The 13037-nt window shown below is 34.9% G+C and carries 11 protein-coding genes; all 11 read left to right on the forward strand.

Annotated elements, in window-relative coordinates; translation table 11 throughout:
• Window positions 1–38 precede the first annotated feature (38 nt).
• Complete coding sequence (locus H6G25_RS19200) at window positions 39–2291, forward strand: N-acetylneuraminate synthase family protein (protein ID WP_190393873.1); 2253 nt, start codon at window positions 39–41, stop codon at window positions 2289–2291.
• Window positions 2292–2382: 91 nt separating this feature from the next.
• Window positions 2383–3243, forward strand: a complete 861-nt coding sequence (locus tag H6G25_RS19205; RefSeq protein WP_242035029.1) for a hypothetical protein — start codon at window positions 2383–2385, stop codon at window positions 3241–3243.
• Window positions 3244–3321: 78 nt separating this feature from the next.
• A complete protein-coding gene (locus tag H6G25_RS19210) occupies window positions 3322–4392 on the forward strand; it encodes an NAD-dependent epimerase/dehydratase family protein (RefSeq protein ID WP_190393875.1) in 1071 nt (356 codons plus the stop codon).
• Window positions 4389–5573 carry a hypothetical protein gene (locus H6G25_RS19215; protein ID WP_190393876.1) on the forward strand — a complete coding sequence of 395 codons (1185 nt, stop codon included), beginning with the start codon at window positions 4389–4391 and terminating at the stop codon, window positions 5571–5573. Before H6G25_RS19210 ends, H6G25_RS19215 begins: the two co-directional genes overlap by 4 nt.
• Before the next feature lie 3 nt (window positions 5574–5576).
• A complete protein-coding gene (locus H6G25_RS19220) occupies window positions 5577–6773 on the forward strand; it encodes a glycosyltransferase family 4 protein (protein ID WP_190393877.1) in 1197 nt (398 codons plus the stop codon).
• Between the two features lie 270 nt (window positions 6774–7043).
• On the forward strand, window positions 7044–8066 hold the full coding sequence (locus H6G25_RS19225) for a glycosyltransferase (protein WP_190393878.1): 1023 nt from the start codon (window positions 7044–7046) through the stop codon (window positions 8064–8066).
• Between the two features lie 57 nt (window positions 8067–8123).
• Complete coding sequence (locus H6G25_RS19230) at window positions 8124–9179, forward strand: acyltransferase (protein WP_190393879.1); 1056 nt, start codon at window positions 8124–8126, stop codon at window positions 9177–9179.
• A gap of 28 nt (window positions 9180–9207) precedes the next feature.
• Window positions 9208–10422, forward strand: a complete 1215-nt coding sequence (locus H6G25_RS19235; protein ID WP_190393880.1) for a glycosyltransferase — start codon at window positions 9208–9210, stop codon at window positions 10420–10422.
• Window positions 10423–10442: 20 nt separating this feature from the next.
• Complete coding sequence (locus H6G25_RS19240) at window positions 10443–11180, forward strand: FkbM family methyltransferase (protein ID WP_190393881.1); 738 nt, start codon at window positions 10443–10445, stop codon at window positions 11178–11180.
• A gap of 2 nt (window positions 11181–11182) precedes the next feature.
• A complete protein-coding gene (locus H6G25_RS19245; RefSeq protein ID WP_190393882.1) occupies window positions 11183–12352 on the forward strand; it encodes a glycosyltransferase in 1170 nt (389 codons plus the stop codon).
• A 373-nt stretch (window positions 12353–12725) separates the two neighbouring features.
• On the forward strand, window positions 12726–13037 hold a 312-nt coding region (locus H6G25_RS21400; RefSeq protein ID WP_242035030.1), incomplete at its 3' end, for a helix-turn-helix domain-containing protein.

Consider the following 13037-nt stretch of genomic DNA (forward strand, 5'->3'; position numbering starts at 1 on the left):
AAAATTAACTTTGAAAATTTTTTTAAAATTAAAGTATTATGATCATTGACAAAAATTTATTAAAGTATATTGTTTTCGCTGAAGACGATATATTAAATGCCCTGAAAAAAATCAGCGACAACAAAAACCGCATTATTTTCTCGGTGACAGAAGCAGGTGTTTTAGAAGGTGTCCTCACAGACGGAGATTTTCGCCGTTGGTTGGTGCAACAAGAATCTATTAATCTCAATCAACCTGTCTCAAAAATTTCTAACAAAAACTATAAATTTGCTAATTACAATGATGATCCTGTAAAGATTCAATCTTACTTTTCTAATGAAGTTGAATTCATTCCCCTTTTAGACAATAACCGTCATTTAGTTGCAGTTGCTTGTCGGAAGTCAGAAGGTATTCGCATCGGAAATTTTATCATTGATGCCCAATCTCCTACTTTTGTCATTGCGGAAATTGGCAATAATCACAATGGTAGCTTGGAACTTGCTAAACAGTTAATTGATCAAGCGGTAGCGGTAGGTGCAGACTGTGCAAAGTTCCAAATGCGCGATCTCAAATCACTATATCGGAATGCTGGGAATGCTAATGATGCTAGTGAAGATTTAGGATCACAATATACTCTAGATTTGCTAACTCGTTTCCAATTAACAACCGATGAAATGTTCACGGCCTTTGATTACTGTCAAACACAGGGAATTTTACCCCTTTGTACACCCTGGGATATTGAGAGTTTATCTGTGCTAGAACAGTATGGAATACAGGCTTATAAAGTGGCATCGGCTGATTTGACTAACTATGATTTACTCACGGCTTTAGCAAAAACGGGTAAGCCATTAATTTGTTCAACGGGGATGTCGGCTGAAGCTGAGATAATTGACGCAGTGGCATTACTAAATCGGTTAGGTGCGCTGTATGTTTTGCTGCACTGTAATTCAACCTATCCAGCCCCCTTTAAAGATGTCAATCTAAACTATATAGACCGTCTGAAAGAAATTGGTAATTGTCCCGTTGGTTATTCCGGCCATGAACGGGGTATTCATGTAGCGATCGCCGCTGTAGCTAAGGGTGCTAAGGTAATAGAAAAACACTTCACCCTAGACAAAACAATGGAAGGTAATGACCACAAAGTGAGTTTATTACCAGATGAATTTCGGCTAATGATTGAAGGAATTCGCCAAGTAGAACAATCACTGGGTACAAATGGAGAACGAAACCTCAGTCAAGGGGAATTAATGAACCGAGAAAACTTGGCTAAGAGTTTGGTGATTAACTGCAATTTAGAGGTAGGACAAATCATTACTGAATCCATGATTGATGTAAAAAGTCCCGGAAAAGGTTTACAACCCAATCGGAAGACAGAGTTAATTGGTAAACGTTCCCGGCGATCGCTCAAAGCAGGTGATTTTTTTTACCCTAGCGACTTAGAAGTGGAACAAGTCAAAGCAAGAGACTATCGTTTTAAACGACCTTGGGGTGTTCCAGTTCGCTACCATGACTTTAAAACTCTATTGTCACAATCAAATCCAGATTTACTAGAATTTCATCTCAGTTATAAAGATTTAGAAGTTGATATTCACCAGTATATTGATCAAGTCTATGATTTAGATGTAATTGTACACGCTCCAGAGTTGTTTGCAGGCGATCACGTCTTGGATCTATCTTCCCAAGACAAAGATTACCGTCAACTATCAATTAAAGAATTACAAAGAGTGATTGACATTACTCGACAATTAAAACCGTTTTTCAAACGAGCAAGTCGCCCCTGCATTGTCACCAATGTTGGTGGATTTACAAATGATACTTTATTATCTTTGTCAGTTCGCCAGCAACTATACAAAACACTTTATGATAGTTTATCTCAATTAGATACAGATGGAGTCGAAATCATTCCTCAAACCATGCCTCCTTTTCCTTGGCATTTTGGGGGACAACGAAATCATAATCTTTTTGTAGATCCGAAAGACATTACTGATTTTTGTCGTCAACATAACTATCGTATTTGCTTAGATATCTCTCATTCCAAACTAGCTTGTACTTATCACAAAATATCATTCAAAGAATTTCTTGAACAAATTGGACCTTACACTGCTCATTTACACATTGCTGATGCTAAAGGTGTTGATGGGGAAGGTTTACAAATCGGTGAAGGTGAAATTGATTTTCCTGCTTTAGCAGAAGTCTTAAATAAGGCTGCACCAAATGCGTCTTTTATCCCCGAAATTTGGCAGGGACATAAAAATGAAGGTGAGGGCTTTTGGATAGCTTTGGAGCAGTTGGAGGTATTTTTTACTGTATAATACAGGAAATACTAGACAAACAATAAAATAGCAAAATTTCAATTATTGTTGCTTATTAAGCAATAAAATAACAACTCGTTAAATGTTAGATATGAAACAAATTGCACAAAAATGGTTACTTCCACCTAGTGTATACAAATGGGGTAATTATTATCTCTATAAAATAAAAACTTTTCTTAAAAAAGACTTTCGGAAAGTTCTAAGACAGAATATTTCTCTTATCAGAGAAAGTGATTCACATGAAAGATGCTTTATTATTGGTTCTGGTCCTTCATTACAGAAGACTAATTTAAAAATTTTAAAAAATGAAGCTTGCTTTTTCTTAAACCATACTTATTTACATGAAGACTTCAATTTGATAGAAAATAAATTTTGTGTATTAAGTGGTTTTGCTTGTCATAAACATCTTGACCAAGACCAAATTAGTAATGTTCTCTATCAATTATCTATCTATGCTAGGGATGCAAAACTGATTCTTAATATTCAAGACAGAGCTATTTTTGAATCTTGCAAGTTTAATATTTCTAAATTGCGATACTACTTTAATTGGAATCTTGATTGGTCATGTCTTAATCGTGTTGAATTAGCACCTAATCGACCTATTTGCCCACCTCAAAATTCGGTCATTTTTGCAATTCAAGTTGCCTTGTGCATGAAATATAAAAATATATACTTAGTTGGTATCGATCATGATTTCATACTGAGTGCTTTAACGCAATCTCAAGAGAATCATTTTTATACAGAAGCAGAAAGTAAGCTTGGCAATGTATCAGTCAAGGTTTCCAATATTGCAAGTTCTTTGGCTGCTCATAGTCTGATATGGAATCAACACATCCTGCTAAACCAATATGCTAAAAAATTAGGAATTGCAATTTTCAATGCAACTGAAGGAGGAATACTTGATGTTTATCCTCGTGTATCCCTGCAAGATTTAATTCAATCAAAAACTTAATGAGTTAATTTTTGGTACTCTTTCTCTTATGAAAAAACTACTTGTCATAGAAATTAAATTAAATAATAAATAACAAGTATGCGAATTTTAATCACCGGAATTTGTGGCTTTGTCGGTTCAACCTTAGCCAAGCAATTACAAGATTACTCACCTAACTATCATATTTTTGGCATTGATAACCTGTCACGTTCAGGTAGTTGGATAAACAAAGAAACACTACAACAACGAGATATTCAAGTTATTTGTGGTGATATCCGCCATAATAGTGATGTAGATGCCTTACCTCCTGCTGATTGGGTAATTGATGCAGCAGCTAACCCCAGTGTATTAGCAGGAGTAGATGGTAAAACCAGTAGTTTGCAGCTAGTACAACATAATTTACTAGGAACAATTAACCTCCTAGAATATTGCAAACGTTATCAAGCTGGATTTACACTACTATCTACCAGTCGAGTGTATTCCATTCCTGGATTAAGTCAACTGCAAGTTGCAGAAGCTAATGGCGGGTTTTACCCCATTCCTGAACAGGTTTTTCCCGTAGGTATTTCCCCCTTGGGAGTCGCAGAAAACTACTCTACCAATCCACCAGTATCCTTATATGGAAGCACAAAAGTAGCTTCAGAGCATTTAGCATTAGAATATGGTGAAACCTTTAATTTTCCCGTCTGGATTAATCGCTGTGGAGTCATGGCAGGTGCAGGCCAGTTTGGTCATCCAGGACAAGGTATTTTTGCCTTTTGGGTTCATAGTTTTCGAGAAAAGCAACCTCTAAAATATATTGGGTTTGGTGGTAAAGGTTATCAAGTTAGAGATTGTTTACATCCACAGGATTTAATTAGTTTGTTACAAAAGCAATTTGCTGAACCTTTGGTTACTAATAAACCACGAGTAATTAATGTTAGTGGTGGTACTGAAAATAGTATGTCTTTAAATCAATTAACTCAATGGTGTACCAATAAATTTGGTAGTAATGAAGTGTTAGAAACAAATATTGAGCGCCCCTTTGATATTCCTTGGATGGTCCTAGATGCTAGTTTAGTTGAGCAAGTTTGGGGATGGAAACCGCAAATTAGTATAGAGGAAGTTTTGGAAGAAATTGCTAAGTTTGCTAGTGAACAACAAAATTGGTGTAGGCTATCATCAACATGACTTATAAAGTATTATATATTTCAGCAGTGAGTCCTGATACAACATCTGGGGGACGTTTTGCCATGTATCGTCACCTCATTATCAAACAAGATTTTGAGGTGGCTGTTGCTAGTACGAATTTTGTTCATTTACCAATCAAAGAACAGTTTTGTATTCGTCGCAATAGACTAATTGAGAGACTCAGAAGAACTCGCTTCTGTCGCTTAATTTATAACTTAGAATATTTAATTAATTGGTTTAATGTTCCTAAATCGCTTGTAAAATTTGCTGATAACTTTCAACCAGATGTTATTGTTTGTGTAGTAGATGATTGGCATTTTGGGTTGGCATATCAGTTATCAAATTACTTAAAAATTCCATTAGTTGTTAATTTTCAAGATTTGTTTTGTTTATCTCAATTTGTTCCTGATCTAATTCGTCCTTACCCTTTAATAACTTCTTGGCTAATTCAGCGTTATCACCAGATTAATCAATTTGCTGACCATGTATTTTACACTAGCGAAGGAATGAAGGAATGGTTTGGAAATAATGAAAAAGGAGATGTATTGTACCCAGTTGGTAATTTTCAAGAAGAAAAATACATAAACCAAAAACAATGTCCTCAAGATCAGATAAAACTTATCTATGCTGGTAATTGTTATGGTGCTTACGGAAGAATGTTATTAGAGTTATCTGAATATGTGCTTAAATCTCAACACATTCAGCTACAAATTTTTGCCGCCGGAAATGATTGGTTGCCAGAAAAAATAGAACAGATGACTCAAGCTGGTATTTATCAAGGATTTAAGCCTTTTCATCTTTTAAAGGAGCAACTTGAACAAGCAGATGCGTTTCTGACAGTAATGAGCTTTGAAAAGGAAGAAGAAGTATTCATGCGAACTAGTTTTACTACTAAGTGGCTCGATTATGTACCTTATGGTAAACCAGTTTTTGTCTGGGGACCAGAGTATTCTACAGCTTGTAGTTTTGCCAAAAAATATCAATCAGGTATTGCTATTATGGAAGAAAATCCAGAAGTCTTACTACAAGTTATCACTGAAACAGCATCAAATCCAACGGACTGGTATTCAGCCTGTGAAGGTTCTAGTCGAGTTGCTAATACTGTACTTAACGCTGAACAAATACATCATTTGTTTGTTGACAAAGTTACTGATGTTTGCCACAAATCTTTTAAATCTTAGGATATGGAATTTACCGAATATCAAGCTGCAAATCAGCCCAAAATAATTGTCATTTCTTCTATTTCTCCCCAACCTACTGGTGCTGGTCAGGTGGTATTATATCGTCATTTAACCCAAGCAACTAGTTGGGATGTTCATATTGTACCTAACCCTGATGACAATAAAACTCATAGATGGCAAACAAAATTAATTAAAAGACTAGAACGTACTCGTTTCCATCGTTGGAGTCATGATTTAGATATTATAGATAACGGAAATAATTGGAATGCTATAATAGCTAATTATTGCAAGCAACTATCTAATTTTTTTATAAAAAATAATACAGTAGTTCTTACTGTAGCTCATGGTAATGGTTGCTGGGCTGCTCAAAGATTTGCTCAAAGGTATCAATTACCTTTAGTCACAATTTTTCATGATTGGTTTCCAGACTTTCCTAGTCTTCATAAACCTTTTCATGATTTTTTGGAAAAACGATTTCAGCAACTTTACCAGCAATCTGATTTAGCTCTGTGTGTTTCGCAAGGTATGAAAGATGCTTTAGGTTCACATTGTAATAGTCAGGTTCTTTATCCCATACCTGCTTTATTAAATAAGGAAATAACTAAACAACCTCAAACTAAAAATGATGAACAAATATCATCTCGATTAAAAGTTGTTTATTCTGGTAATCTCTATAACTATGGACCAATTTTAGCTCAATTACTGGAGGTAACAAAAAATCATCCTCAGATTCAAGTACAAGTTCGAGGATCTAGCCCAAATTGGCCAGCAGATTTCCGTTCAGAAATGCGCGATCGCCAACTATGGTTAGATTTTGCCCCTAGAGAGGAGTTAAATGACTGGTTAGCTAGTGCTGATGTATTTTTAGTGGTGATGAGTTTTGATCCCGCTTTACGGCGACGGATGGAAACCAGTTTCCTCTCTAAATTACCTGAATATGCCCAATTTGGTAAACCTATTGTGATTTGGGGACCTGAATATTGTTCAGCTATTCATTGGGGGAGGGAGAGCGATCGGGCTTTATGTGTAAGTGATCAAAACCCATCTGTTTTAGTTGCCGCTTTAGAAAAGCTCAAGGATTCTTCACCAAACCTAAAATACTATGGACAAAAAGCTATGGTTGCCTCTCGAACAGAGTTTGATCCTACAATAATACAGAATAAATTTTTAGATCATATTCGGCAACTAATCTTAAAATAAGATGAGGTATTGAATAAGCAGGAGAAAATCTCAATCTTACTCTTTTACCAGTTAATCCAGGTTGGTTAGATTGGATTCATGCGGGTTGGACAGTTTTTAGATTACAGGGTTTAAATGGTTTACTTAATTTCCTGCGTTTCCAAAAATCCAGATTTATATCTTCTTGGAAATCAAGAAACAGGTTATAAATCAATTTTCTGTAAATAGTTTTAATAAAATTTTATGCCAATTAATTCAATTTATATCAATTTATCTCATTAACTATAAACCATGACTACCGTATCAGTTATTATTCCTAATTATAATAGGGAAAAATTAGTTGTTGAAACTATAGAAAATATACTGAGTCAGTCTCTAAAACCGTATGAAATTATTGTAATAGATGATGGTTCAACAGATAATTCTGTAGAAGTTATTCGTTCCTTTGGTTCACGAGTAACTTTAATTCAGCAAGAAAATCAAGGACCTGGTGCAGCCCGTAATGTAGGTTTAGCTATAGCAACTGGGGAATATATCCAGTTTATGGATAGTGATGATTTAGCGAGTGCCAACAAACTGGAATTACAAGTTGCTGCTTTAGAAAAAAATCAGGCCGATATGGTTTATAGTCCTTGGGCAAAAGTTTATATTGAAAATGGATTTGTTACCTTTGAAGATCATGTACTTCAAAAACAACCTCTTCCAGAAAAATTAACTATTTTAGAATGGTTTTTAAGTGGTTGGTCAATTGTACTACAGTCCTGCTTATTTCGGAGGCGTTTTTTATCAAAAATTGAACCTTTTCGCAGAGATTTATTAGTGTGGGAAGATGGTGAGTATATGGTTCGTTTGTTTGCACTTAAACCAAAAACTATTTTTGCACCGGGATGTTTAACTCTTTATCGCTTACACAATTATCAAAAGTTAACTCAGTCAGGGACATCTGACTTCCGTAGATTGCAAGATAGGGTCTCCACTTATCCAGGATTTTTACAAATTCTTAATAATTATTCTCCTCAAGTAAATCTTTTTGTTCGGGTAAATATGGGTTTAAATGCTTGGCAATTATGGAATGCTATGCAAGAACAATCTAAGTTTTCCTTGCTAGAGATGAATAAAATTAAAGAGATTTGGGAATCTTATCCTGCTATCCTATGGTATTCATACGCGATCTTTAAAAGAATCATGCTTCGTTTACGTTGGCATACTACCGGAAGCAGATGGATTTATCCCTATCAATCTGGTTTCCCCTCTGAAGTCGAATATATATTAATTAAAAATATAGGGTTAGGAATAAGTCAATCATGGCAATAGCCAATCGTTCAAGTGCATACCGCTATAATTATCTTTTTGTATCAGGTAATCATAAAAATGACAGAAACAAAAAATAATCCACTGAAAAATAAAAAGGGTTTTCTTGAATCTATTCACTTGATCAGAGGAATTGCTGCATTACTAGTTTTAATAGATCATACTTTTGGTTGGATTGATCTCGGTTCCATCTCAATTTTTATTAAACCGTTCGATGGTCACGGTCAATTAGCTGTCACCGCTTTTTTCGTGATTTCAGGATTTATTTTACCTTATTCAATGTATCCTATATATCGTCTAAGGCATTATCCAACTTTTATTATCAAGCGTCTAATTAGACTTGACCCAGTCTATTTATCAGCTTTATTGTTCTCAATAGTTATTAGTTTTGTAAAAGCTCAATTTGCTACTAGAGGCGAACCTTGGAATTTATCATTTGGAGGAATTTTAGCCCATATGCTTTATATGGTTCCGTTTACGAAGTATAAGTGGATGAACGAAGTTTTTTGGACTTTAGGAATTGAATTCCAATTCTATGTAGTATTAGGTTTGGCATTTCCATTATTAAAATTGTTGATAGACAAACATAAAAAAACCTGGCTTTACTTAATTATTATTACTTTATCAGTGATATCAATTTTCATTGGGGATGAAGGTACTAAATTAGGCTTTGTAATTTGTAGTTATGTACCACTTTTTATGATTGGATTAGTTGGATTTCTTTACTATATTAATTTTTGTGACCGCATAGCATTCATTACATTATTATTGCTTTTGTTCAATATCTATATATTTAGCCCTATGGGCAGTTTAGAAAAAAGTTTAGTGGCACTATTGACAATTTTATTGATAGTGCTTTGGAAAGCTCCTTTAATAAAAGTACGTTTTTTTGGCACAATATCTTACTCTTTGTATGTAATTCATTATCCGATCACATCTCTGATTAATGGTAATATTGGTAAAAAACTGGTAGCAGAGAGTGATTTTTGGGCTGCTATACCCTGGATTTTCCCCCTAAGCAGCTTGATAATTTCATTATCTGCTTCCTTTCTTCTATATCGGTTGGTTGAACTACCGAGCATGAATTTAGCAAAGCGTATACAATATCCAGACTAAATCCAGACTCATAACTCATTTAGGAAACATGGAAATAAATGCTTCGCAACCATTACACTGGCTCATCATTGAAGATGCATTGCGCGATCAAAAAGGCCACTGGTTTGAATATATTACTACCTTCCGCCGAGGATTGCAAGCATTAGGTGATGAAGTAACTATTTTAGCAGATAAAGAAGCTCAATCTTTCATTTTAGAACATCTCAAAGCTATACCTATTCTTCCTCATTCTATATGGCATCGCATGAGTGATGGGGCTAACCCTTTAATTCGTTATCTACGTTTGCCTATTCATGCTTGGCAGACAGTAAAAGCAATCAAACAGTTTTTAACTCAAAAAGATCCTTATGATGTAATCTTTGTTCCTACAGTTCTTGTCCATCATTTACTAGGTTGGACATGGATAATCAAACGCTATCTACCACAAACACAAACACGAGTTATTCTCTTTTTTCCTAACGCTCCTGTAAGTTATGATGTGGCAACTGGGAATTATAATTGGACAAATTCACTGACTACAAGATTACTCAAATTTTTACTGAAAACATTAACCTCAGAAGTTCAACAGGGAAGAGTTATCTTAGGGGCTGAAACCTACCCAATGCAAAAAGTCTTAACTCAACTCAGTGGTTTACCATTTACCTATTTTCCCCATCCTGTTGAACCTTTTATCACTAATTTCTACCAAGAATCACCTCCAGGAAAATTGGTTATGGGTTCTTATGGTGCAGCGCGACATGAAAAAGGTAATGATATCCTTTATCAAGGAATATCAAAATTTAATGCTCTTAATCCTAACTCCAATACAGAATTTATTTTACAGTGTTTAGAGGGTTTTGAAGCAGAAAAGGCATTATTATCTCATGATGTTAATGTAAATTGGCTAACTAATTATTTTCAACCTGGTGAGTATCCTAGATATCTAGAAAAAACCAATGTCATGCTTTTACCTTATCGAATTTCCTCCTATCGTCTGCGTGTTTCTAGGGTTGTGATTGAAGCAATGATTAATGGTATCATAGTCATTGCCACTGATGGTACTACCTTAGCAGATCAAGCGGCTGAATTTGGAGCTTTAGTCAGATGTAAAAATGAAGATCCTGTTAGTGTTGCTGAAGCTATTAACTACGCCATAAATCATTATCAGGATCTGATAAATCAGTGTCAATTAAATATTTCTAGAGTTCAATTCCATTTTTCTGTCAAATATTTTAGGAATTGTTTTTTGACAAAAATTAACTAATATTTGGGAATAAAATTAATATGATTTCGTATTTTCACAAATTGTCTAAGTTTACAAATCGAGTAGTTAATGCAGCCCAAATGGGTGTATATTTCCCAGGAACTAAGCAATTTAAACTACCACAACAATTATTGATCCGTAAAAATTTAGTTAAAATTAATGCTCCTGAAGAATCAGGACTAGCTTGGGATTTTATCAATGTCTTGCTAGATGATGAATACGGACTGTATAATATTCTACCCCCTCCCGCAACAGTGCTTGACATTGGCGCAAATATTGGTTTATTTTCTCTTTGGTCTGCACGCTGTTTTCCTTCAGCAATTATTCATGCTTATGAGCCGAATCCAAGAATTACACCTTTTACACAGAAAAATCTTGATCAATGTGGTGTAAACTTGTTTAGAGAAGCTATTGGAACTGAAACAGGTTTTGCTTCATTGGTAGATAATTCTGAGTCACGACTTTGTCAAATTAAAACAGGATCATCACAAGGAATTAGAATTATTCCCTTGCAGGAAGCAATCAACAGAATAGGTGGCCAGGTTGATCTTTTAAAAATTGATTGTGAAGGTGCCGAATGGGATATTTTTCAGAATCCAGAACCCTTTAAAAATATTAAATCAATCCGTATGGAATATCATCTTACAGAGGGTCGAATCATAGAAGATGTTAAAGAGGTTATAAACAAGTTAGGATTTACTCTCGAACACCTTGAAGAAAATTCAGGATTTGGTATTGTTTGGTTTTCTCGTAATTAATAATGCAATCAAATTCCAACTATAAATTACTATATTTCTCCCCTGCCTGGTCAGGAGGGATAGCTGATTATGCCCACGAACAGGCCCAAGCCTTGGGCAAAAGAGGAATAAAAGTAACACTTTTAACTTCTCCTCTTTTCCAAAAAGAGAAGACTGAATTTTATGAAATTCGTCCTATATTAACCTCGGCTAATGCTTTTCAATCGCCCATAAATATACTGAGGAAAACAGTACTTGGGCTTAACATACTACAAAATTACACAACTTTAGCTAATGTTATTCGTCAAGAAAAATTTCAATATGTTTTATTGGCAACTTACGCAGAATATTTAGCACCTCTTTGGTTCTCTCCCTTGCGCGAACTAGCGAAACAGGGCGTAACTTTTGGGGCTGTAGTTCATGATCCGGTACGAGGTTATGTTGTTGGTCCATTATGGTGGCATCGTTGGTCAATCGCTTGTGGATACTCGTTTTTAAAAGAAGCATTTGTGCATGAAGCTATTGAACTAGATACACAAAAGCCAATGCCGCAATTACAAACTACAGTTATTCCTCATGGTTCCTATCAATTTTCTCAACCTCAGCAAAGTCGAGAAGAAATTAGAAAAGAATTAGATATTCCCCAACAAGCTAAAATGCTATTATCCTTTGGTCATGTTCGGGATGGTAAAAATCTGGATTTGATTTTACAGGCCATGACGAACTTTCCCGATGTATATTTAGTAATTGCCGGAAAAGTTTCCTCATCAAGTCAAAAACCGATAACTTATTATCAGGATTTAGCTGATAGTCTTGGCATTAGCAATCAATGTCGTTGGTTAATTAATTTTATTCCCGAAGAGCAGGTAGGGAATTTATTTAATGCTTGTGATGTAGTTTTGTTGACCTATAGTGCTAGTTTTCAATCCGCTAGTGGCGTTTTAAATACAGGAGTTGCTTATCATCGTCCTTGTATTGCTTCAGCAGGAGAAGGTAATTTAAAAAGTGTAGTTCAGAAATATAATTTAGGAGTATTTGTAAAACCAGATGATTCTCAAGCTATTCGTGATGGCATTCAACAGTGGTTAAATGGTATAGAACCTCCTAAATGGGAAGAATATGAGAAAGATAATTCTTGGGATAAAAATGCGGAAATTATTTGTCAGAGATTTTGGGGAGGAGATTGGACTTGAAGTATCTATTAAGTAGATCAGAAGAGTTAAAATAGAGTAGAAGATAACTAAAAAGTCCCAGATGATCCGACTTCAGTGTTGTTTTTATTTTGATTGATTCCTTCAAATTACTCCTTATTATTCACTTAAACTTTAAAATTCAGTTATGAAATTAATTAACGAGCAAACAGATTTATTAAAACTAAGTCCAGCAATAAATACTCTGCTTTCAAGTGGAACTATTGTAGGAAGGTCGGGGCGTATACACCAAGTTCAAGGGACTTCAACCATTAATAATTTAGTTGTTATTGCCAATTTAATGAATGAGCTTGTCCTAAGTTGACAATTTAATAGACAAACCTGTACACTCATAGACAAACCTATGAGTGACTTTATGTTTAAACCTCATGAATTTGCTAAAAAAATCGGAGTTTCAGTCAAGACCTTGCAAAGATGGGATGTTGAAGGAAGACTTCCAGCCAAAAGAACATTGTCGGGGCATCGTTTTTATACTGAAGATGATTTACTGATTACCCAGGGATTAAAACCTGTTAATTGGGGTTTAGCTACTTGGGCTTCTTTGCATAAAGATAGATTAAAGCCAAACAAATATATCCTCAAAAAATTCTTTAATAACCATGTAAAACCTGAATTGGCATGGATTAAAGAAAAAGGTATTTGTCAGAAAATCACTCAATACGCCTTT

Source organism: Dolichospermum sp. FACHB-1091, from assembly GCF_014697585.1.
Classification (GTDB): Bacteria; Cyanobacteriota; Cyanobacteriia; order Cyanobacteriales; family Nostocaceae; genus Dolichospermum.

Bases quoted from the DNA above. Each gene is read 5' to 3' on its own strand.
- H6G25_RS19245 (WP_190393882.1), top strand. From the start codon at position 11,183: ATGCAATCAAATTCCAACTATAAATTACTATATTTCTCCCCTGCCTGG.
- H6G25_RS19230 (WP_190393879.1), top strand. From the start codon at position 8,124: ATGACAGAAACAAAAAATAATCCACTGAAAAATAAAAAGGGTTTTCTT.
- H6G25_RS19235 (WP_190393880.1), top strand. From the start codon at position 9,208: ATGGAAATAAATGCTTCGCAACCATTACACTGGCTCATCATTGAAGAT.
- H6G25_RS19200 (WP_190393873.1), top strand. From the start codon at position 39: ATGATCATTGACAAAAATTTATTAAAGTATATTGTTTTCGCTGAAGAC.
- H6G25_RS19240 (WP_190393881.1), top strand. From the start codon at position 10,443: ATGATTTCGTATTTTCACAAATTGTCTAAGTTTACAAATCGAGTAGTT.
- H6G25_RS19220 (WP_190393877.1), top strand. From the start codon at position 5,577: ATGGAATTTACCGAATATCAAGCTGCAAATCAGCCCAAAATAATTGTC.
- H6G25_RS19210 (WP_190393875.1), top strand. From the start codon at position 3,322: ATGCGAATTTTAATCACCGGAATTTGTGGCTTTGTCGGTTCAACCTTA.
- H6G25_RS19215 (WP_190393876.1), top strand. From the start codon at position 4,389: ATGACTTATAAAGTATTATATATTTCAGCAGTGAGTCCTGATACAACA.
- H6G25_RS19205 (WP_242035029.1), top strand. From the start codon at position 2,383: ATGAAACAAATTGCACAAAAATGGTTACTTCCACCTAGTGTATACAAA.
- H6G25_RS19225 (WP_190393878.1), top strand. From the start codon at position 7,044: ATGACTACCGTATCAGTTATTATTCCTAATTATAATAGGGAAAAATTA.